Here is a 21,269-nt window from a genome sequence, read left to right as displayed (position 1 = left end):
TAATCAATAGCCGAGACTTATCAAAATGTTAGCCATGCTTTCTTATCTTCCTTTTGGTTTGACCCATTCGTATGAGGCCAAAGCTTTATACGAATGGAACGTAATCACACACAAACATATCCATTTATTATAGTTTCTGGATTGGACATGAGGTTTTTGAATACGTACAAAAAATCATTTCATCTCTAAAAAGAACTTATAAAAAAATATTGATCAAGTTTACAGCTAAGAATTTACGTGAATAAAAAAACTATTATATAAATTCAATAGTTTTACTTGTGCTCTCAGCAACAGATTTACCCATAATTCACTCAACAAGATACAGTGCCATATTAATTCCTGAAGATACCCTGCCAGACGATATGATATTACCATCATGTACAACTTTATGTTCTGATAACACGCGAATTTCAGGATACTTTTCTTGCAATATTTTTAAAGCTAAATGGTGGGTAGTCGCTTTCTTTCCATCCAACAATCCCGTTTCGCCTAAAATATAAGCTCCCGTACAGACGGTACATATGTATTCAATATGCTTGTGTTTGACTATCCAATCCTTTATCTTAAGGTTTTTAGAAATATACAGGTAAGCTCTAAGTGTATTGAATACATCGTAATCCATTAATATCAACGTTTTGGGAATTGTTATATGGATAAAAATGTATGGAAAAGGATTATAAATAACATTACTTGAATCAATTTGAACCAGCATGATAGATGTTAGTTGAATACCGAGCTATTCGTTAAATGCACTACCTGAGACATTGACCCTCTTTGATATAAAGAAGTTTACAAATACATAAACAAATAAAGTTCCAATTACAAGAGAGAATATTTTTGAAGTAGAAGTATGGATGAACATTGCGAAATATAGAATAAAAAATTGTATATATAATATAACCGAGACAAACTTTAAGAAAGAATCCTTTCTCTGGGATTTAGAAACAGGATAAAGTAAAATAGTTTGTTTCATCTCATATTGCAAGGGAATTACTTGAAATCCTGTCATAAATAGAATTAGGAGATTAAAAACCCACCCACTTGTTGGCATTGCATAATTAACAAATATGCCAATTACAGTCAGTCTTAAATAAAGGTAAAAGTAATCATTGTATCTTACAAACAAGTGTGAGTATAAATATATGAGTGTACTACTCTGACTATATGGGATACACCTTTTCAGAATCATTGAGAACATTCGTCTACTCCGAAAAGAACGTTTAAGATTAGGGACATCCATGAAAAAGTTAATAAATTTAAAATTTCTTAATAAGGCTCTTTCTTCTTCATCTATTAGCCACTGCCAATTCAAATTTCTTTTTTTTCCTATAAAGTAAATTAAATAGACGAAATTTATACTCATTAAAGTAAGTTCAAAAATCCAGCCATTTTTAAACAAAAAATAACACATTAAATATATTGAAAAAAACTTATTCAACCTATGTAACAAAAGTTGTACATGATTCTCTAACCATTGTTCAATCCACTTCATTAAAATGTTATAAGAAACAATCCCCATTATAACAAAGAAGATTGGAAGACTTATATTCGTTGTGTGTAAAAATAGGGATATTAAAATGATAATTAAACTAAGCGATTTAATTACATCAATAACAATACTATATACAAGTGATTTAATAAAATACGACTTCAATTTCACTTCTAATGGTAACAAAAAGATTATATCTGCCCTTTTGATAAATGTACGAACTTTTGGCTGTATTAAAATAAAGGTTATAAATAATGATAAGATTACTTCAACAGATATTTGAGGAGGTATCCACTGAAGAAATAAATTAAAATAATAGATAAAGATACTACTAATGATTAGAAAAAAATAAACAACACTTTGGCCAATTATTGAATAGTACCTAAACATCTTTCTATAAAATTCCTGAACCCTTAAACCCCATAATGTTTTTATATCGATTAATACCCCATACTTTCTTTGAAAAATATTCTAATGGCACACGAAGATTGTATTCTTTAACATTATTGTTTTTAAAGAATTGAATTGCATACTCGCATAAATGGGGACCAATGGTATGAACCTACTCCATTTTTCTCCGACCTTATTTGAGTTTATACTCCTTATATTCGCTACAAAGAACAAATAATCCTTCATTGACACCTACCCGTTGAACAAGCTTAAAGGAATTTATTGAATAAAAATATCTCAATATGCAATATATCCATACATTTACCCTAATAATACCGAAATCTACATTTATTAAACGGCAAAACAATTATATCTTGAAGAAAAAAAGGGAGTTATTTCTCCCTAAATATTATCTCTGTATCTTCTTCATCGTATATTCGATGTCCATTTTGTTGTCTTTTTACATAAGGAAGCAGGCCGATCTTTTCATAATAACGGATTGCATCATCGGTTAATCCGGTTTTCTCGGTAACTTGCTTGATAGAATAAGTACCCAAATCATCACCCATTAACTTGATTTTTATTGCATTTAAGATTTCTATACGTAGTATGTTATGCAACCTACAAATAGATTTTAATTAAAATCTAATCGAGAAACTCATTTTTGTAAATATCATACAGTCGATTAAGCACCGTCGCCTCATGCTCCGAGAATATGATCGCAGTTTCTTTGCCCTTGTTTATAAAAACCCCTGTAACTTCATTCTTGAAATCGAAAGCAGCATCGTATAGGCGGGATGCCCCTTTGCTTGCGGGACCAAAAATAAGGTTCCTTATTGGAAGGATAAGCCAAACAATATCAGCATAAGCAAGCAGCTGCCTAATAAGCTGGCAGCTAATTTATTCCACAATAAATGCCGACCTTTTTTAGATGCATAAATAACCAGCTGGCTTTTATGATCATATTCATAATTAGCGATTAATACAGTCAATAAAGTAACAAGCAAAGTTCCTTGTAAAGCAATTGTTTTGATCAATGTTCGGAATAATTCACTATGCATGTGATAATTACCGAGAAAAAACCATTGCTTATATTCATTCGTTTCCACAATTTCTGTATAACGTGTCTGCCATCGATTAAATTGGTCTGTCATATAATCAGCCAGCCAATTTGGCAGCTGATGTGATTGCAGGAATTCATCACGTAATTCCGCGATAGAGATGCTTAAATAGTCAGATTCCATCGCTCGTCCCGCTTGGATGTAATTAGTAAGCAGAGCAGTCTCATGACGCCGCTGCTGGTCCGTTTCTGAGACCTGTTCACCATCTCCGGCCGCCAGCTCTTCCAGCAATGATTCGATCTCTGAATAGCCAAGTAACCGAAGTTGGTCTGTTACATCCTGCTCCAACTCCTTTAGTGTCTCCTCTTGGACAAGAACTCCGTATTGCTGGACAATCTTATTAGCTACTTTCAGATCATCCCTTTGATAAGCTTGATCCATAATTGTTAATATATTGACAGCTAAACATAACAGCAGCAAACCAATCATTACAGGTGAAAATAATGCTTTCTTCATCTCTAACCCAGTAATAGCCATTTATTCATCCTCTGGGCTCTCATCAGGATAAGAAACAAGAAAGACATCTTCCAATTGCGGAGATACAGGCTGCCAATCAGCTGCCGGCTCTCTGTCTGCCATAAAACGAACCAGCATTTGACCATTTTCCTGTTTTTCAGCTATCGTCAGATATTGTTTCCGAAAACTTGTTAATTGTTCAGGTCAATACAGTTTCAAACACTTTCTGATCCAATGTACTGCAAATCGAAGCTGGGTCTGCTTTATGCAAGATTCGCTTATTTTTCAGCATAATAATTTGGTTGGCAACTGACTCAATATCCGAGACAATATGTGTAGAAATAATGATAATCCGCTCACGAGACAAATCTGCCAGCAGATGGCGAAACCGCGCCCGTTCTTTTGGATCTAATCCAGCTGTTGGTTCATCCAAAATCAGAATATTTGGATCTGCCAGCAATGCTTGAGCTATATCTACCCGCTGGATCATCCCGCCAGCGAATTGCCGCATTTTTTTATGTTTGACCTCTGTCAAGGCAACCATTTGTAATACTTCGTCAATCCTTTGATCCGCTATCCGCTTGTCCATTCCCTTTAATGCGGCCAAATAGCGTAAATATTTCTTTGGCGAATAATGTTTATAATAACCAAATTGCTGCGGCAGATAGCCAATTTGCTCACGATAGGACTCACCTAATGAGGTGATCATTTTTTGATTATATAGAATTGTGCCAGTAGTTGGTTCCATTAATGTAACCAGCATTTTCATCAGTGTTGTTTTGCCCGCACCATTAGGGGCAAGCAAGCCATCACACCCTTCCTCTGTATATTCGAAATATGCCTCAGAAAAGTTTTAAATTTTTTTCAAGTGGGTTCAAAACCAATATATCCTGATAGACATCGCTGCCCATGAGTCGCCCTACTAATTTGGATCAGAGTTTTCATATAAAATGTTTGGCAAAAAGAATACCTCTCCATAACAAAAAGCCCTGTACACATTATTAGTATACAAGGCTTTTCATTCATAGAATATACCAAAACTTACCTTTTGATATCATTCACTTCTTTAATTTTCTCCATCGCTATTTTCGGTTCACGGTTTTCATACAGCAAACCGTTGACTTCCTGCTGGACATCAGTAGTTTGTGTATAGCAATAACCAGAGATATAAGGAATTGCTTTGATCGCATTGGTAATGTCACGATATCGGTTCAAAAATGCCTCTTCTGAGCTTACTTGATTCCCATAACCCCAGCCGCTTTCATGCTGAAAGGCAATTCCACCGTATTCGGTTAATATCACCGGCTGGCCTTGATAAGAATAACCTTCTGCAAAGGCATATTTACCATTATTATGCGGAATCTTGTTGCCTAATATCTGTTCCTTTTCTTGGTAACGTTTGATAAATTCCTCACCAAATTCCTCATAATCATGTAAGGCGATAATATCGGAAATCGTATGCTCCCATCCGTCATTTACAATGACCGGCCGTTCCGCATCGATCGACTTCGTCAAATAATAGATCGCCTCTGTAAAGGCCTGTTGCTTCTTGTCTGTAAAAATATTCGCAACACCCCACGATTCATTAAATGGCACCCATGTGATAATAGACGGGTGATTAAACCGCTGTTGGACAATATCAAGCCATTCCCTGGTGAAATTATCAACTGCCTCATCCGAGTATTCATAAGTAGCTGCCATTTCTGACCACACAAGGACACCTTTCTTATCACACCAATACATAAAGCGATCATCTTCAATCTTTTGATGCTTCCTGACACCATTAAAGCCCATTGCCAATGTTTTATCAATATCCTCAATAATCGCTGCCTCAGAAGGTGGTGTAATCGAACTTTCCGGCCAATACCCCTGATCTAATAATAGTTTCTGATAAATAGGAATGTTATTTAATAATACTTGACCATCCTTGATCGATACTTTACGCATACCAAAATAGGATTCCACCTCATCAACCAGCTGATCTCCTACATAAAGCTGGAAAGTAACGTCATATAAATGAGGATGTGCCGGTGACCACAGCATCAATTTCCATTCATGGAATTCAGCCAATACATCTACTTCCAGTCTCGCTTGATTACGCTGCGGGAAAACAGACGCTTTTTTTATCAGCTGACCATCAAAGGAAATTACACTGTCGATCCGCCAATCATCGCCTGCCTCACCCGCTAATTGATAAGTAAAGGAGATCGAATGTGTATCAATATTCGGTTCCATCTTCACATGTTCTATACGTTGTTTCGGTACACATTCAATCCAGACCGTTTGCCAGATGCCTGTGGTTTGTACATACCAGCAGCCAAAATTCTCTTTGATCCAGCGCTGCTTACCGCGTGGTTGATAACAGCTGTCGCTGTCCTCTACCTTGACGACGATTTGATTGGTTTGACCTGTTTTGACCTGATTGGTAATATCAAATGAAAAGGCCGCATTTCCTCCTCGATGCTCTCCAACATAGCTTTCATTAATCCAGACCTTTGTCAGATAATCAGAAGCTTGGAAACGAAGAATGACATTCTTATCTGTTTGCTCTGGAATATCAAAATTACGTTTATACCAGATATAAGGATGAAATGTCTCTTCACCAATACCGCTGGCCTTTGTTTCATAAGTAAATGGCACCTGAATCTGTTGATCAAAGGTTTTGTCTTTAAACCATTGTTGTGTTTCCCCTTGATTCTTATCATCAAAGGCAAATTCCCAAGAGCCATTTAAATTAATCCAATCTTCTCTTTGAAATTGTGGTCTTGGATAATCAGTTCGTTGAAATACTTCTTGTTTTGTCATAATGAATAGCTCCTCCTTTTATCCCTTAATTCCTGTAAAACTTATTCCTTTTACAATTTGCTTTTCAAATAGTAAAAAGGCAACAATGACTGGTAATGATGCTATAGCATTGGCAGTCATTGGTAATACATAGGCTTGTGAATAAGCAGAGTTAAAAACAGGTAACCCTACTGGTAAAGTATACAGTGTCTCTGAAAGAATCGACAGATACGGCCATAAGAAATTGTTCCAAGAACCAATAAAGGTAAAGATACCGATAGCCGCCAATGCCGGTTTAGCCAATGGGAGCACAATTTTGTAATAAAGCTTAAAATAGGAACAGCCATCTATCCTTGCGCTTTCCACCACTTCCTTCGGAACACCGTCAAAGAAACTTTTCAGGATGATGACACCAATTGGTGAGGCCACCATCGGCAAAATCAACCCCTCGTAAGTGTCAATCATATTCATCGCTTTTACAATCTCATATAATGGTATAATGGTCGCTTCTCCCGGTATCATTAATCCTAGTAAGAAAAAGATAAAAATAAACCGTTTGAAGCGGAATTTCATCTGTGAAATAGCAAAAGCAGCCAGTGACGTAATAATTAATGTAATAACCGTTGTAAGAATTCCTACAATAAAACTATTCAATACCCACTGCAATATCATACTGTTCCAAATAAGATCAATATAATTAGCTATGGTAAAAGGCGGTGCAAACCAATCCAACGGATTCGATGTGGCAAATCCATTCGGCTTGATCGATACAAATAACATCCAGATAATGGGGACGATAAAAAGAATCGACACTAGCACACCAATTGCTACCTTTAATCCACGATAAGGGTCACGGTTTCTTAACAGCAACTTGGAATTACTCATTTAGTTCTCCTCCGATCTTTGATAACGAAGTTGAATTATCGAAAGGATTAGCAAGATAAAAAACAAGGCATAAGACATGGTAGCTGCATATCCTAAATTATTCTGTGTAAAACCAGCTTCATAGATATATTGAATCAATGGCCTGGTTGCCCCGCCAGGTCCACCGCCAGTAATCAGCAAGATTTGGGCAAATACTTTGTAAGAAGCCAGAACTTGCAGTAATAAAATGACTTTGCTAATAGGTGTTAATTGTGGAAGCGTAATATATTTAAATTGTTCCCACCTTGTCGCACCATCTATTTCACTTGCCTCATATAAGGCCTCCGGTATATCTTGCAAACTAGCTAAAAATAAAATCATATTGAAGCCGACCGTCCACCACAATGTCACTACTACGATAGAAACCCAAGCTAAGACAGGATCGGCCATCCAAAAAGGTTCTGCCTCAATACCGAACGATTGAATAATATTGTTGATGAAACCATTGTAAGGCTGAAGCATAAATATCGCCAAGAAAGAAATAACCGACACACTTAAAATACTTGGTAAAAAGAACGAACTTCGAAAAAATGTTTTCAATTTTGTATTCAAATTAGCTAATAAGGCTAACACAAGCGCTAAAATCACCATTGTTGGTGTAGTTAATATTACGAACAATGTCGTGTTTCCCAGCGTACGCCAGAATCTGTTGTCCATCACCATTTCTGTATAGTTAGCTAATCCGACAAAATCTAATTTACCGACCAAGTTCCAGTCATATAAACTCATTTCCAAACCTTTAAAAATTGGTAAAATAGTGAACGTAAAATATGCGATAAAAAACGGAAGGAGAAATGGTACTGCCTTTAAATCTTGTTTCCATGGTTTTTTCATACCTATACCCCTCTCTTTCAATTCTCCAATCATTTACAAAGCGAGATTTCAGTTGATCACGCCCAACTGCCCCACTGCAAGCAACATATTACAAGGTTTCAATCCACCAAGAGGTGTTCATCTCTTAGTACGTCAGCATGAGGCACAACGAGTTGCTAACAATGCGCCAAAAGAAGCTATTCAATTAAATCTTGTACATCTCTTTCTATCCTCTCTATCGCTTCTTCTGGAGTTATATCGCCAGACCAAACTCTATCAAGGCTCTCCTGTACAACGGTTTGTAAACCTCGGGTATAAATAGTCTGATCTAAGAAATTTACATAATCAGCCACTTCGGCATATTGACTTCTATATGGCATCTCTTGAAAGGCTTGCGATTCTATAACTGTATCTTTAGAAGGAATATGTCCTGCCTGAGCCCACATTTCGCCATGATCTGCAGCAAATTCCATAAATTCAAGAGCACCTGTCAATACCTCTTCATTTGGGTGGTTTGAAGCTGGCAGGATAAATGTGTGAGAACTTGCCCATACACCATCCTCATCAAAGACAGTCGGAACCGGCAGCGGGGTAAAGTCAAGTCCATCGGTTGTTTCCCATATTCCAGTTGCCCATACACCAGTCTTAATAACAGCTGCTTCTCCCGACTGAAAGTTTCCATAGAAATCGGCTTGATTAAGTGGAATTACTTCATATTCATGATATAAACCGCGTACAAACTCAGCTGCTTCGATTGCTTTTTCTTCATCAAGCATATAATGGGTTTCATCCAAACTTTCTTCCGATAAGATATGTTCTCCACCTAATTGTGTATAGAAAGCCCACCATAACCAAAATGGATCACTTCCAGCTGTAGAGAAGGCAAATGGGATATGGTTTTCATCCAATTCTTCCTTTAAGGTGACAAAGAAATCGACATAACCTTCTGGTGACATGTCCATTGCTATCGAGCCATCACCATTGAGTAATCCAGCCTCTTCTACAAGTTCATTATTTACATACATAATCATCGCATGGGTATCCATCGGTACGGCAAAGTGTTGTCCCTCAAATATGGTAGCCTGCAGTATATTCTCGTTAAAGTCCTCCCAATGCATAATCCCTGTTGTATCTAACTCACCAATATCAAAGAGCAAATCTTGATGAATAAACTCGGGCAGGACGTAATCGTGTGCAATCGCAATATCTGGAGCCCTTCCCGCTCCCATACTAGTCAATAATTTCGTGTAATATTCATCGAATTCCTGCATAATATTGTTTACATAATACTCAGACTGACTCTCGTTAAATGCATCGACGATTTCTTGCATAAACTCAGCATCTCCACCACCAAACAAATTCCACATGACAATTTCAGTTGCTCCGTCATCTGTTTTGTTCACACCATCTGAGGATAGACTGCTAAAAAGCCAAGAATGAGAACAAGCTGTTAATAATACTAAGCTGCTTACCATAAGACAAATCAATATAAACCGACTTTTCAAAGGTGTTCCCCCCTCTTTTATTACAACTTTTTGGTATTAATATATAAATACAAGAACTTTCACATTGAGTATACGCTTTCAAAACCATTATGTCAATTTAATTTTCAAAAAATACTTATTTAATACAAAAATCTTGTTCTTTATCAGAATATTTTAGATAAAGCAGAATTTTGCCGAACATTCCCCTATTTCTTTTTCCTGCACAGGAAGAAAAGCGCAAAGCGCCCGTTCAGCAACGTACGAACTGGACTGAAGTACAGGAGATAAAGGAAACACCGTGACATTAAGAACCGATGTTGCATGTTGACTTATCGTATGGAGTTGGACGTGACTATCCTTCGACAAATAGGTATCCACCAGCAAGGATTCTATAATTTCTGGCAGTAAAAAAGCACAAAAAGAGCCAGCAGACTCTTTTTGTGCTTATCTATTTCATCCTTATGATAATTATTTATATTGTACCTTCAGTTTAATATCCTGGTTATGATCCCCAAATTGCTTACCAAAAATATTAAAGCCGCCTTTATGAATGGCGTCTTCTTTGATTCCCACACGAAAAGTTACAAAATCGCGATCCATTAAATGCAAATTAGCAACCGCAACATCAGACAGACGAATTTCATCGAGCATTGTTTGCTCCTGTGTTACTTTCCATGTCTTCAAACTGCCATATTGTGTACTGGTAGTCTCCGCCCAATTTTTCGGGTTTAATTTACCTGGACGGTCACCGAAATCACCCGGGCTGGTCCATGTACCAATATCTACTCCATTAATCCAAACCGTAATGTCAGATGGCCAATTATGGTCGTAATTAGGGGCTTCCGAACAAATTTCCAGCGAAAATTGGATATTTTCAATCGTAGCTTGCTTATCAATAATGATAGGAAAGCGATATTCCAAAAAACCCTTTCGCGTCCAAATAATTTGCGCTTCACTTTTAAGCGGGCTGTAAAAATAGACAGGTTCATCTTCCGGAAAGAGGACACCAGTTTGATTCGCCATCCCACATGTAGGTGCTACTTGAAAATCGAAGAATTGACCAATCGGCATCTCCATTTCATAAGATTGTTTCTGATCTAATGATTTAAACTGCTGGTTTAAAATAATATGGATATCATCGAAATTTCGTGTACACACCTTCATCGCCCCGCGACTGGCTGGTCGAAGCTCCGTTTCAATTAAAGCCGACTCTTCAAGCACCTTTACATGAGAGGCAGCAGTAGAAACAGGTATCTCCAACGCCTCAGATAATTGGTGTACATTTAAATTATCCTTGTTCAATAGTTCAATCATTTGAATTCTCACTTTAGAAGATAAGGCATGGGATACCTTTTGTAGTTGTTCTGGATTATTAATTGACAGCTCAAGCACAAGCAACACCTCACCTTTTTAACCGAATTCCCATTCCTTTTTTTGTATTAATATAAATATTTTATATGAAAAGGCTCTATTATACAAGAAATGAAGAGCAAAACAAGAGACCACAGTTCTGACGACTGCGGTCTCTCCACTCAGACTGTACCTTTTACCCCAGCACACCCCACTGATGGCAGTCTCCTTTATGGTAATTCCCTACCCTCGAATAACCGCCTGGTGCCTCTCTTTCACAGCCTCTAAGATGGCTTGATAAGAAGCCTCTACTTCTTCATCTTTCAGTGTTCTGGCTGGATCTTGGTAGAACAAGCTAAAGGCGACAGATTTCTTACCAGCCTCTAAATGCTCCCCTTGGTAAACATCAAAAACTTGAATATCTTTAATTAGTTCACCACCGGCTTGCAAAATGGTTTCTTGCAGCACACCAGCAGGTACAGATTCCTCGATCACTAAAGCAATATCTCTCGTCACACTTGGGAAACGAGGAATTTTCACAAAGCTGGGATCATTCTGATGGATATCTAATATATACTCTAAATCAATATCAAAAACAAAGGTTTCTTTTAGATCGTAGTTCTTTTGAAGCTGTGGATGTATCTGTCCAATAAAACCGATCGGACGCTCTCCAATAAACAGCTGTGCTGTTCTGCCAGGATGCATATCCATTAAACTGGCCTGCTGATAAGTTACCTCCAGATTCAATGTATCAAATAGTGCCTCTAGAATTCCCTTTGCAACAAAGAAGTCGACTGCCTTCTTCTCTTGCTGCCATGGATGCGTGGTCCACTCTCCAGTTAACAAACCTGACAATCGGAGCTTCTCTTCCGGCTGTTTTGTTATTTGTTCTTCTTTTGCAATAAACACACTGCCTATCTCATAATAAGCGAGATTAGCTTGTTTACGAGCTAAGTTATAGGCAGCAGAACTTAACATTTCAGGCAAGCTGCTTAAACGAAGCGTACTGTGTTCTTCGCTCATTGGCATCGCTAGGGGAACCGTAGATACCACCTCATCAGCCACTTCTGGACTCACCAATTGGCTGGCACGTTCTTTACTAGTTAAAGAGTAAGTTACTGTTTCAGACAAACCTGCCCCTTCTAAAAATTTGCGAATATCTCGTTTTAACTGCTGACGTTTAGTTAACCCGCCTGCCTGAACGGCTCCTGTTGGCAAGGTATATGGTAAGTTATCATATCCGTAAATACGAGCAATCTCTTCCAGCATATCTTCAAAAATAACGATATCCTGACGGCGGGTCGGGGCATACACGTTAAATGTCTCGCCATCCTGATCGTAGCTAAAATGAAGCCTGCGTAAAATATCGGCAATTTCTTCATTACTAATCGTTGTTCCTAAACGATCATTAATCGTAGAAGTCCAAATTGTCACTACTTTCTCCGAATAATCAAATGAATCGAACTCGGCCACACCTGACAGCACAGTAGCTCCTGCATACTCCTGAAGCAATTGACAGGCTCGCTGGCCCGCTAAAACTACACGGTTGGGATCGATCCCTTTTTCAAAACGGGTACTTGCTTCACTACGCAGATCAAAATCTTTAGAAGCTTTACGTACTGCCTGACCGTCAAAGTAAGCTGCTTCCAATAAAACGGTTGTTGTTTGGTCTGATACTTCTGAATCAGCACCACCCATTACACCTGCTAAGGCAACGGGGTCTTTTCCATTAGTGATCACTAAATGTTCTGCACTTAGTGTTCGTTTTTGATCGTCAAGTGTGGTAAGTATTTCACCCTCTTGAGCCATTCGTACCACAACTTCACTAGAACCAAACTTATCATAATCAAAGGCATGTAATGGCTGCCCATATTCTAATAAGACATAGTTTGTAATATCAACCACATTATTTATCGGACGGGTACCGGCTGCCATTAAATAATTTTGCATCCATAATGGTGATGGCCCGACTTGAACATCCTTGAGCAAGAAGGCGCCGTAATATGGATTTTGTTGCTTTGCTTCTACCTTTACGGAAACGATATCTTCTGCATATGCATCACTTGTCTGATAATTAGATTGCGGCAAGCGGATCGGCACATCTAAGATAGCTGCCACTTCATAAGCTACACCTAGCATACTGAATGCATCAGCACGGTTTGGTGTAATATCCAACTCAATAATTACATCATCAAGGTTTAAGAGCTTAGTAACATTTGTCCCCACTTCGACATCATTCGGAAATACAAAGATTCCTTCGGCAAATTCTTTCTGAACAAAGCGTTCCTCTACACCAAGTTCCTGCAGCGAACAAATCATCCCATTTGATTCCACTCCGCGAAGCTTAGCTTTTTTGATCTTGAAATTCCCCGGCAGGACGGCACCTGGTTTGGCCACTGCAACCTTCTGACCTTGAGCAATATTAGGAGCCCCACATATGATTTGTAACGTTTCCTCGCCGATATTTACTTGACAAAGGTTTAATTTATCGGCATTGGGATGCTTTTCGCAAGATTCAACATAGCCGACAACTACATTCTCTGCCGGCTTTGCGAAATATTCCAGACCGTCTACTTCAATTCCTGTCTTGGTAATTCGTTCCGCTAAATCTTCGGCAGATATTTGATCTATATCTACATATTCTTTCAACCAGTTTAATGATACTAACATCCTTTTTCCTCCTTACTGCTTATGGTATTGTTTTAAGAACCGGATATCATTGGTATAGAAATGACGAATATCATCGACACCATATTTCAGCATAGCAATCCGCTCTGGTCCCATCCCGAAAGCAAAGCCGCTGTATTCCGTAGGATCATAACCAGCCATTTCTAATACACGCGGATGTACCATTCCAGCTCCTAAAATCTCAATCCAGCCGGTTTTCTTACACACACTGCAGCCTTTACCATTACACACTTTACAGGAGATATCCATCTCCACAGATGGCTCTGTAAACGGGAAAAAACTGGGACGCAAACGAATTTCACGATCTTCCCCAAACATTTGCTTCGCAAAATGGTCCAGCACACCTTTTAAATCACTCATACGTACGTTCTTATCGACTAACAGCCCTTCAATTTGGGTAAACTGGTGTGAATGTGTTGCGTCATCGGTATCACGGCGATACACCTTACCTGGACAAATCATTTTTACTGGACGTTTGTCTTTAATGGCTGTCATCGTCCGCGCCTGAACAGGTGACGTATGTGTTCTCATCAAAATCTCTTCCGTGATATAGAAAGAATCCTGCATATCACGAGCAGGGTGTTCCTTAGGTAAATTTAATGCCTCAAAATTAAAATAATCTGTTTCCACTTCTGGACCTTCTTTTACTTCAAAGCCCATCCCGATAAACAAATCTTCAATCTCTTCTACAATAGTTGTAAGCAAGTGAGCGCCTCCGGTCGGCACTGGGCGTCCCGGTAATGTTACATCAATGGTTTCTGCTGCTAGTTGTTTCTCTAGTTCGGCTGCCTCGATCACAGCCTGTTTATGATTGATGGCCTCAGCAATTGCTCCGCGCACCGTATTGGCAAGCTCACCAATCACCGGCCGTTCTTCCTTCGATAATTTCCCCATCCCTCGTAATACTTCAGTGATAGGACCTTTTTTTCCCAGATAGGCTACTCTGACATCTTGCAATTCTTTTCTTGACGAAGCTTGTGTGACTTTTTCTAATGCTTCTGTTTGTAAAGCTTGTAGTTGCTCTTTCATTCATCACTACCTCCTTTAAAATGTTGGCTGTTTCACCGTTTATGGCTTTCTTTGATTAGCTGCAAACAAAACAAAAGCGCAGAGCGCTCTTACAGATTAAAATCGCGACATCGTGTCGCAACACCTGCATTAACACATCCTGTACGTCACAGCAACGTACGAACTGGACTAAAGCGTAGGAGATAAAGGCAACACGGCGACGTAAGGAGCCGATGTTAACTTTCACCCAAGGGCACGACGAACAAGAGGTTCTAGTATCGGCGTTGGTCACAGGACGTGACCGCCTTTAGCCGATGAAAGGGCGACTAAGCCTCTGACTTCGTCAATCAGCAAGTCTTCTTTATCGTACGAAGCTGAGGGAAGTTGCGCTAGTTGCTGAGCGCTCGGAGCTAGACGTGGCTATTCGTTTGCAAATAGTTATCCACAAGCGAGTATTTTATAACTTCCTAGACAATAAAAAAACCCCCTCCCTCAAAAAAGGGACGAGATGATTATATCGCGGTACCACCCTTGTTGATATAGCACATACTATATCCACTCAAGCAATCAAAATAACGGTATAAACCGGAACACCTTTACTGCTTTACAGCAAGGTCCAAGTGTCAGCTCCAGAGTGAAACTTCGATATGTGATCGTTAGAAACACTCGCAATCCAAGGTGTTTCTTTCCTGTAAACGATAAGCCACATATGTACTAGCTCTTTCACAGCTATTCATCATATTAACCTGTATCTAGTATAAGCAACTGTTCCCTTTGTTGCAAGTTTATTTTCAGAAAAATTTGCCGCTTTACCATATAGAGCGATATTGCATTCTAAAATTAACATCTTTGCAAATGACTGGCTATTTTTTCACCGCTTCATACATAAGAATAGCAGCGGCTATTGAGACATTTAAGGATTCTGCTTGACCATAAATCGGGATCTTTATATGCTGATCAGCCAATTCCATTAGCTGGGGGCTTACTCCAGCTCCTTCATTCCCTACAATAATGGCAAGCTTATCTGGTATGGGAATATCATGATAGTAACGAGCATTATCTAGACCAGTTGACCAGATGGCAACACCTGCCTGTTTAAGCCTGGTCACTTCCGCTAATAAATCGGCTTCTGTAATTTGCAGATGAAAGAGCGATCCCTGGGTAGAACGGATAACCTTATCATTAAATAGGTCAACCGTGCCATTTCCTAATATCACGGTATCAAATCCTGCCGCATCGGCCGTGCGAATCATCGTTCCTAAATTACCCGGGTCTTGTACTTGATCCACTAATAAGGCCCGCTTCACTTCTAAATTGCTGGCGTCTTTCTTTGCAACAACGGCCATTATACCTTGAGGTGCCTTCGTTTCGCTGATCGCCTCCATCACATGGTCACTTACTTGATAATGTGGATAGCAAAGCCATTCTTCGTTTACCTCAACGTCAGCCTGATAGATAATTTCGAGTATTTCCCAATTACTGCAGTGTGCTTCTTCGATTAGATGAAAGCCTTCGATCAGAAAGGCCTGTGCTTGATCTCTCGTCTTCTTCTTATGCAGTTTACGCCAATTTTTTACTTTTTCGTTTTTTACGGATGTTAACATTCTGCTCATTCCCCTTATTTGATATACCTATCATACATATTATGCCCTGTTTCGGTCAAACTAGAAAAAAGTGAAGGTAGGTGAATTTCATGGATTTAAATTTACGTAAAGCAATTATTGCAAATATAAGCGGAAATACAGCAAATGATTTGGAGGCCACTATTGTGGATGCCATTCAAAGCGGTGAAGAGAAAATGCTGCCAGGGCTGGGTGTCTTATTTGAGTTATACTGGAAAGAAGCTGATGAAGCAGATAAGACAGAGGTATTAAAAACGATAGAACACGCTATCCAATAAGGAGTTATTTATGAAACAACGTATCATGATGATACGTTGTTCTTATATTCAAGGTATTATTCATACGATCATTGCTTTTTTTACGAAAAATGGTATATTAGACATAGATAATCTCTATAAAAGGAGTTAAGATCGTGAATATTGACTCAACCAATTTTTTGATGCAGACCCAAGCTATGTCAGCTTTAACACATACACCAGCTACACCAAACACAGGTGAATTTTCAGCTGATTTTGGACAGACGATTCGTCAGATAATGCAGCATAACGCCGGCTTATCAACCATTGATCAGCCTATGTTCCCTACATATATGCCAGCGAATAGTATGATGGAAACCGGCATGTCCATCAGAGACAGGCTTGGCAGTTTCGACACACCAGCTCTTATACAGCAAACAATGCCGGCTGCTCAAACAGCTTCCTTTGAAACCAGGCCAACTCATGCCAGCAATAACAGCCTTGCGGATATGATAGAAAAAGTGGTGGCGCAATTTAATATCGATGCTAAATTAATTGATGCGGTGATTCAAACAGAATCTAATTATAATCCAAATGCAGTCAGTCATGCCGGGGCACAAGGGCTGATGCAATTAATGCCAGCGACCGCTCGCGGACTTGGTGTAACCAACCCATTTAATCCATTAGAAAATATTACTGGCGGCGCCAAGTATTTGAAACAAATGCTAGATCGTTATCAAGGGGATAAGACCCTTGCCTTAGCTGCTTATAATGCCGGACCAGGTAATGTGGACAAATATAATGGCATTCCACCGTTTTCCGAAACACAAGCTTATGTAAAGAAGGTATTAGGTACCTATTTAGGATAGTATAAAAATAATAATTAAAACCAATCTTCTCATAACAACCTGTTTTTTACTACAACACTTCACGAGCAATCCCTCTTTTTCATTGTGCGCTAAAAAATGAGAAGATGAAAGTAAAACCGAAGAGACGTTACTCTTCGGTTTTACTGTTGCTATCTTTGATTCACTTATTATACTATTCCCTAACCTCTTTTCAACCAATTAAGCAAATGTAATCTGCTCTACCGTATCTTTATCTAATTGTTTAATAACCTCCACAATTAGTTGTGCAGCATGTTCAAAATCATCTTGATGTAAGATCGCTGCATGAGTATGAATATAACGGGTCGCGATTGTAATGGACAAGGTAGGCACCCCACTTGCCGTTACGTGAATAGAACCAGAATCTGTTCCACCACCTGGCATAGACGTATATTGATAAGGGATATTATGCTTATCTGCCGTCTCGATCACCAAATCTCTCAGACCTTTATGCGATACCATGCTTGCATCATATAGTACGATCTGAGGACCATCACCGATCTTGCTGTCGGCTTCTTTCGCTGATACACCTGGTGTATCCCCTGCAATACCTACATCTACCCCAAAACCAATATCCGGTTCAATTGTATGAGCAGATGTTTTTGCTCCTCTTAGACCTACTTCTTCTTGAGCAGTGGCAACACCATACACACGGTTAGGGTGTTTCTCGCCATCCAAACGACGTAACACCTCAATTGCGATTGCACAGCCAATGCGATTGTCCCAAGCTTTTGCCAATAAAAGTTTTTCGTTTTTGAGCGGTGTAAATTCAAAATAAGGAACAACCGAATCACCTGGCTTCACCCCAAATTCAGCGGCTTCCTCTTTACTGGTCGCACCGATATCAATAAACATATCTTTAATTTCGACTGGTTTTTTTCTTGCTTCTGCCGAAAGAATATGTGGTGGTTTGGATCCAATAATTCCTGTTACATCTCCTTTTTTTGTTAAAACAGTCACACGCTGAGCAAGCATAACCTGGTTCCACCAGCCGCCAACAGTTTGGAAATAGACAAATCCTTTATCATCGATACGCGTCACCATGAAACCAACTTCATCTAAGTGGCCAGCTACCATGATCTTTGGACCGTTCTCATCTCCTGTTTTCTCCGCAATCAAACTGCCTAGGTGATCATTGTACACTTTATCGGCATAAGGAGTAATCCATTTTTTCATTACCTCACGTGCTTCTTTTTCATCACCAGGAATGGAACGTGCATCCGTTAGTTCTTTTAACATCTTTAATTGTTCGTTATTTGCCATTTTCCTTCCTCCAATCGATTATTAGTAACCTTGATTCTGCCTCTCAAAGTTAACCTTATTCTTATCCATATAGGCCTTTTTTATATCCTCAGGTGAAAAACCAAGCACCTGGCCTAAACTCACATATGTATCAAACAATTCTTGATAAGCTTCCAATGATTGCTTTGCTTTTAACTGAGTAATCGATTGGAAGATTTGATGGAATAATACGGTTTCATCTTGATCGGTGTCCCATTCTTTTGATTGATAGGCCTCTACACCGAGATCTAATCCCAATGACAGAATAAAATGAATACCGTCTACATATTCCTCTGCGATGACTGATTTCTCGCTGGCAGGTTTAAGGCTCCAATACTTGAAACATCTTGTTTCATTAGCAAGCTCTCCTACCTCAACGAGTAATGCTAATACCTTTTTATCAAAAACATTTTCATTTTGCAAATCGTGTTGTGTTACAATATACTGGTCGAGTTCTTTTTGCATCTCAAATAATGGTTGCCAATTCATAATATTCTGTTACTCCTTTACAGCTTAACAAGTTATAAATACAATACTTTTTCATTATAACATGTTTCTTTTATTTTTTTGAAACCTATGCTTGTTTGAATACGTAAATAAACTAACGAGTCCTTTTCTTGTGAGGAGTGTGAAAAATGATTATCATTCTTTTTCGGTTATTAATCTTAGCAGCTATTATTATACTCATTTATACTGTTTATAAATATTTTGGGAGCGCTAATCGTAAATTAGCGATAGCACAAAAAAAACATCAGTTTTATTTTCTGGATCATAACGACGATGTCAAACATAATTTCTTCATTACCTACAAAGGTTATCAATTTGAAGGAGAGAAATATTTAGGGGCAACAGATGAGGCATTTGAAGTGATTAATATTGTGATGCATGTAAAAAACCCTGACAATCTTCAGGGTTTTGACCGGCAGGATATGTACTTTTTAGAAGAAGAGATTTTAATTCGTTATCCTCATGCCAAAATTGAATGGAGATATCCAATGAACAAACTGCTGCTCAAATAACACTAAGTAGCAGTTTCAGAGAAAAATTGTTGCCATTTGATGATGGCTTGTTTTCTTCTGACAAGATAGGTCAGCAGGAGCATAAAAGCTACAATTGGGATGGCGTAATAGATCGATACGGTTTGAATCGACTGCCCTAATAAGGTATAGATAATGGCAACTGGAATGACTGATATAAGCGTTGTGCGCAAATAGCAGGCAAAATTAGTTGATTTCTTATAGATGCAAAAAGAAAGCAAATGAAAATGTACAAATGGCAGCATTCTTAGAATCATAATTTGAAACGTATTCAAATTTATTTGGTTTTTCAGCCATTTCTCTTCAATCTTTTTACAATGTTTCTCTAACATCGGCAAAAGTTTGATCAGAAAATAGAAACTAATGCTGGAAACCATTAAACCAATGATGGAATAAATACTTCCTGCCAAGAAACCAAATAACATCCCTCCTGTTACACAAACCATTAATACCGGAACAAACAGGATTGGACGCAACAGATGTACGAGAATAAATAAAATAGGTGCCACTAACACATAACTCTCCTTCACCTGTAATTGACTGATAAGTTCCACCGCCATTTCCATCACCCCTTCCCTTTATTCTATGAGGAGGGAGAAGCTATTATACCACATGATGCTTGTCTGCTCATCTTAGATGGGATAACTTCTAGCCAAGAAAGACACTCGTTACCCTTCATTTAAAAAAGTAAATAATCAATCCTATTTGCAAGATAGTTAACAACGGTAAGCCGATGCGAAACTGCACATGTTTCGTCTTATGCCTGAATTGAAACATGGCTAAGGTTGCACCAAATGCACCGCCAATCAGTGCAACAAGCCACAAGTTTTTTTCTGGTATACGTCTTTTTTGTTTTTGTGCATTTCGTTTGTCTCTTTTCATCATAAAAAATGCAATATAATTAATTAATGCTAAATATATAATCATGTTTCGCCATCCTTATGGTTCATTATTGCTTGATAGATCGCTTCTGCCTCATGCTCTGATGATCGGTTAAAAATAATCGTACCCTTCTCTGTTTCCAAATAAATATATGGTGCCTGATCTCCGCTAATAAATAAGGTAACCGTTGAATCAAATTCTTCAACTAGGAACCTGCCCTTTAAATGATTAGTCATAGCAAAACCATTTGTCTTAACCGTAACAGTAGGAGGCTGATCAGATACCTCTGCTGCATGGACTTCATCCCAGCTAAGTTGCTCTCCATACATTCCATCTATTTGGATCCCTTGATCATCTAGCGTGATATCTGTAGTTACATAGCCATAACCAAATACTCCACCAGTAAATAGGAGAGTAGCCAACGATATACTGCCCGTTATCCAATAGTTTTTCTTACGTTTAGCAGGCACTTCATAGCGATTGATCCAAACGATTCCGATCAATACTACTAATAGAAACAATCCCAAGCCAACAGAAAGGCCATATGGAACTTGGAATATGCCTAATATATAGCTAATTAAAAACAAGAAAAAGCTATATGTTAACAATTTACCTAATGCCTCTACATAACCATTCTCAATCAAGTATTTCTGTTCTTCTTCTGATCGGTTAGAAAAACCATTAATTAAGGAAAGTTCCTTTTTCTTGGCAACTAAAAAGGTAAGTCCTCCATAAATGAGCACACCCCACCCCATTAAAATAATAAAGATAATTTGGCCTTTATCCATCATACTCCCCCGCTTTCTTTCTGTTCCTT

21 protein-coding genes and 1 other annotated feature are annotated in these 21,269 nt (G+C 38.5%); of the genes, 3 read left to right on the top strand and 18 right to left on the bottom strand.

Annotated features, from left to right (window positions below):
• Positions 1-307 precede the first annotated feature (307 nt).
• The 13 genes from JOD18_RS09790 to JOD18_RS09730 form a co-directional block, all read right to left on the bottom strand.
• Positions 308-622, bottom strand: coding sequence for a DJ-1/PfpI family protein (locus tag JOD18_RS09790; RefSeq protein WP_204668838.1), 315 nt, complete (start codon positions 620-622; stop codon positions 308-310).
• 114 nt (positions 623-736) lie between these two features.
• On the bottom strand, positions 737-1,924 hold the full coding sequence (locus JOD18_RS25000; protein ID WP_420827794.1) for an ABC transporter permease: 1,188 nt from the start codon (positions 1,922-1,924) through the stop codon (positions 737-739).
• A 347-nt stretch (positions 1,925-2,271) separates the two neighbouring features.
• Complete coding sequence (locus JOD18_RS09780) at positions 2,272-2,436, bottom strand: MerR family DNA-binding transcriptional regulator (RefSeq protein ID WP_239588036.1); 165 nt, start codon at positions 2,434-2,436, stop codon at positions 2,272-2,274.
• A 276-nt stretch (positions 2,437-2,712) separates the two neighbouring features.
• A complete protein-coding gene (locus JOD18_RS09775; protein ID WP_204668837.1) occupies positions 2,713-3,477 on the bottom strand; it encodes a hypothetical protein in 765 nt (254 codons plus the stop codon).
• Positions 3,478-3,655: 178 nt separating this feature from the next.
• A complete protein-coding gene (locus tag JOD18_RS09770) occupies positions 3,656-4,261 on the bottom strand; it encodes an ATP-binding cassette domain-containing protein (RefSeq protein WP_239588035.1) in 606 nt (201 codons plus the stop codon).
• A 236-nt stretch (positions 4,262-4,497) separates the two neighbouring features.
• Positions 4,498-6,261 (bottom strand): glycoside hydrolase family 2 protein, encoded by a 1,764-nt coding sequence (locus tag JOD18_RS09765; protein WP_204668836.1) that lies wholly within the window; start codon positions 6,259-6,261, stop codon positions 4,498-4,500.
• Between the two features lie 18 nt (positions 6,262-6,279).
• Positions 6,280-7,125, bottom strand: a complete 846-nt coding sequence (locus JOD18_RS09760) for a carbohydrate ABC transporter permease (protein ID WP_204668835.1) — start codon at positions 7,123-7,125, stop codon at positions 6,280-6,282.
• On the bottom strand, positions 7,126-7,998 hold the full coding sequence (locus JOD18_RS09755; RefSeq protein WP_204668834.1) for a carbohydrate ABC transporter permease: 873 nt from the start codon (positions 7,996-7,998) through the stop codon (positions 7,126-7,128). It abuts the gene before it with no gap.
• A gap of 176 nt (positions 7,999-8,174) precedes the next feature.
• Complete coding sequence (locus JOD18_RS09750; protein WP_239588034.1) at positions 8,175-9,482, bottom strand: extracellular solute-binding protein; 1,308 nt, start codon at positions 9,480-9,482, stop codon at positions 8,175-8,177.
• A 447-nt stretch (positions 9,483-9,929) separates the two neighbouring features.
• Positions 9,930-10,853: an ArsR family transcriptional regulator gene (locus JOD18_RS09745; protein ID WP_204668832.1), complete on the bottom strand. Its 924-nt coding sequence runs from the start codon at positions 10,851-10,853 to the stop codon at positions 9,930-9,932.
• Positions 10,854-11,054: 201 nt separating this feature from the next.
• Complete coding sequence (gene pheT, locus JOD18_RS09740) at positions 11,055-13,481, bottom strand: phenylalanine--tRNA ligase subunit beta (protein ID WP_204668830.1); 2,427 nt, start codon at positions 13,479-13,481, stop codon at positions 11,055-11,057.
• Positions 13,482-13,493: 12 nt separating this feature from the next.
• A complete protein-coding gene (gene pheS / locus JOD18_RS09735; RefSeq protein WP_204668828.1) occupies positions 13,494-14,528 on the bottom strand; it encodes a phenylalanine--tRNA ligase subunit alpha in 1,035 nt (344 codons plus the stop codon).
• A gap of 475 nt (positions 14,529-15,003) precedes the next feature.
• Positions 15,004-15,243: a binding site (T-box leader), on the bottom strand.
• 127 nt (positions 15,244-15,370) lie between these two features.
• A complete protein-coding gene (locus tag JOD18_RS09730; RefSeq protein ID WP_204668826.1) occupies positions 15,371-16,111 on the bottom strand; it encodes a TrmH family RNA methyltransferase in 741 nt (246 codons plus the stop codon).
• Between the two features lie 89 nt (positions 16,112-16,200).
• On the opposite strand from JOD18_RS09730, the gene sspI reads away from it, so the two are divergent.
• Both sspI and JOD18_RS09720 read left to right on the top strand, forming a co-directional pair.
• Positions 16,201-16,407: a small acid-soluble spore protein SspI gene (sspI, locus tag JOD18_RS09725; RefSeq protein ID WP_204668824.1), complete on the top strand. Its 207-nt coding sequence runs from the start codon at positions 16,201-16,203 to the stop codon at positions 16,405-16,407.
• A gap of 131 nt (positions 16,408-16,538) precedes the next feature.
• A complete protein-coding gene (locus tag JOD18_RS09720; protein ID WP_420827793.1) occupies positions 16,539-17,234 on the top strand; it encodes a lytic transglycosylase domain-containing protein in 696 nt (231 codons plus the stop codon).
• Positions 17,235-17,432: 198 nt separating this feature from the next.
• Here JOD18_RS09720 and JOD18_RS09715 read toward each other — a convergent pair whose 3' ends face one another.
• Both JOD18_RS09715 and JOD18_RS09710 read right to left on the bottom strand, forming a co-directional pair.
• Entirely contained in the window at positions 17,433-18,515 is a 1,083-nt protein-coding gene (locus JOD18_RS09715) for a M42 family metallopeptidase (protein WP_204668823.1), read from the bottom strand.
• 21 nt (positions 18,516-18,536) lie between these two features.
• Positions 18,537-19,022 (bottom strand): dUTP diphosphatase, encoded by a 486-nt coding sequence (locus tag JOD18_RS09710; RefSeq protein WP_204668821.1) that lies wholly within the window; start codon positions 19,020-19,022, stop codon positions 18,537-18,539.
• A 146-nt stretch (positions 19,023-19,168) separates the two neighbouring features.
• Here JOD18_RS09710 and JOD18_RS09705 point away from each other — a divergent pair, with 146 nt between their 5' ends.
• Positions 19,169-19,552 carry a sigma-w pathway protein ysdB gene (locus JOD18_RS09705; RefSeq protein ID WP_204668819.1) on the top strand — a complete coding sequence of 128 codons (384 nt, stop codon included), beginning with the start codon at positions 19,169-19,171 and terminating at the stop codon, positions 19,550-19,552.
• 2 nt (positions 19,553-19,554) lie between these two features.
• On the opposite strand, the gene JOD18_RS09700 is transcribed toward JOD18_RS09705, so the two are convergent.
• The 3 genes from JOD18_RS09700 to JOD18_RS09690 form a co-directional block, all read right to left on the bottom strand.
• Positions 19,555-20,130 (bottom strand): TVP38/TMEM64 family protein, encoded by a 576-nt coding sequence (locus JOD18_RS09700; protein WP_204668817.1) that lies wholly within the window; start codon positions 20,128-20,130, stop codon positions 19,555-19,557.
• A 115-nt stretch (positions 20,131-20,245) separates the two neighbouring features.
• A complete protein-coding gene (locus tag JOD18_RS09695; protein ID WP_204668815.1) occupies positions 20,246-20,497 on the bottom strand; it encodes a DUF1294 domain-containing protein in 252 nt (83 codons plus the stop codon).
• Positions 20,494-21,240 (bottom strand): DUF3784 domain-containing protein, encoded by a 747-nt coding sequence (locus JOD18_RS09690; RefSeq protein ID WP_239588032.1) that lies wholly within the window; start codon positions 21,238-21,240, stop codon positions 20,494-20,496. Before JOD18_RS09690 ends, JOD18_RS09695 begins: the two co-directional genes overlap by 4 nt.
• Positions 21,241-21,269: the final 29 nt, after the last annotated feature.

The sequence above is a fragment of the Gracilibacillus alcaliphilus genome, assembly GCF_016909015.1.
Classification (GTDB): Bacteria; Bacillota; Bacilli; order Bacillales; family Amphibacillaceae; genus Gracilibacillus; species Gracilibacillus alcaliphilus.
The sequence above is the reverse complement of the archived record's forward strand: the minus strand, read 5'-3'. Positions and strand labels throughout refer to the sequence as shown.

Bases quoted from the DNA above. Each gene is read 5' to 3' on its own strand.
- JOD18_RS09790 (WP_204668838.1), bottom strand. From the start codon at position 622: ATGGATTACGATGTATTCAATACACTTAGAGCTTACCTGTATATTTCT.
- JOD18_RS09775 (WP_204668837.1), bottom strand. From the start codon at position 3,477: ATGGCTATTACTGGGTTAGAGATGAAGAAAGCATTATTTTCACCTGTA.
- JOD18_RS09765 (WP_204668836.1), bottom strand. From the start codon at position 6,261: ATGACAAAACAAGAAGTATTTCAACGAACTGATTATCCAAGACCACAA.
- JOD18_RS09760 (WP_204668835.1), bottom strand. From the start codon at position 7,125: ATGAGTAATTCCAAGTTGCTGTTAAGAAACCGTGACCCTTATCGTGGA.
- JOD18_RS09755 (WP_204668834.1), bottom strand. From the start codon at position 7,998: ATGAAAAAACCATGGAAACAAGATTTAAAGGCAGTACCATTTCTCCTT.
- pheT (WP_204668830.1), bottom strand. From the start codon at position 13,481: ATGTTAGTATCATTAAACTGGTTGAAAGAATATGTAGATATAGATCAA.
- pheS (WP_204668828.1), bottom strand. From the start codon at position 14,528: ATGAAAGAGCAACTACAAGCTTTACAAACAGAAGCATTAGAAAAAGTC.
- JOD18_RS09730 (WP_204668826.1), bottom strand. From the start codon at position 16,111: ATGTTAACATCCGTAAAAAACGAAAAAGTAAAAAATTGGCGTAAACTG.
- sspI (WP_204668824.1), top strand. From the start codon at position 16,201: ATGGATTTAAATTTACGTAAAGCAATTATTGCAAATATAAGCGGAAAT.
- JOD18_RS09715 (WP_204668823.1), bottom strand. From the start codon at position 18,515: ATGGCAAATAACGAACAATTAAAGATGTTAAAAGAACTAACGGATGCA.
- JOD18_RS09710 (WP_204668821.1), bottom strand. From the start codon at position 19,022: ATGAATTGGCAACCATTATTTGAGATGCAAAAAGAACTCGACCAGTAT.
- JOD18_RS09705 (WP_204668819.1), top strand. From the start codon at position 19,169: ATGATTATCATTCTTTTTCGGTTATTAATCTTAGCAGCTATTATTATA.
- JOD18_RS09700 (WP_204668817.1), bottom strand. From the start codon at position 20,130: ATGGCGGTGGAACTTATCAGTCAATTACAGGTGAAGGAGAGTTATGTG.
- JOD18_RS09695 (WP_204668815.1), bottom strand. From the start codon at position 20,497: ATGATTATATATTTAGCATTAATTAATTATATTGCATTTTTTATGATG.
- JOD18_RS09690 (WP_239588032.1), bottom strand. From the start codon at position 21,240: ATGGATAAAGGCCAAATTATCTTTATTATTTTAATGGGGTGGGGTGTG.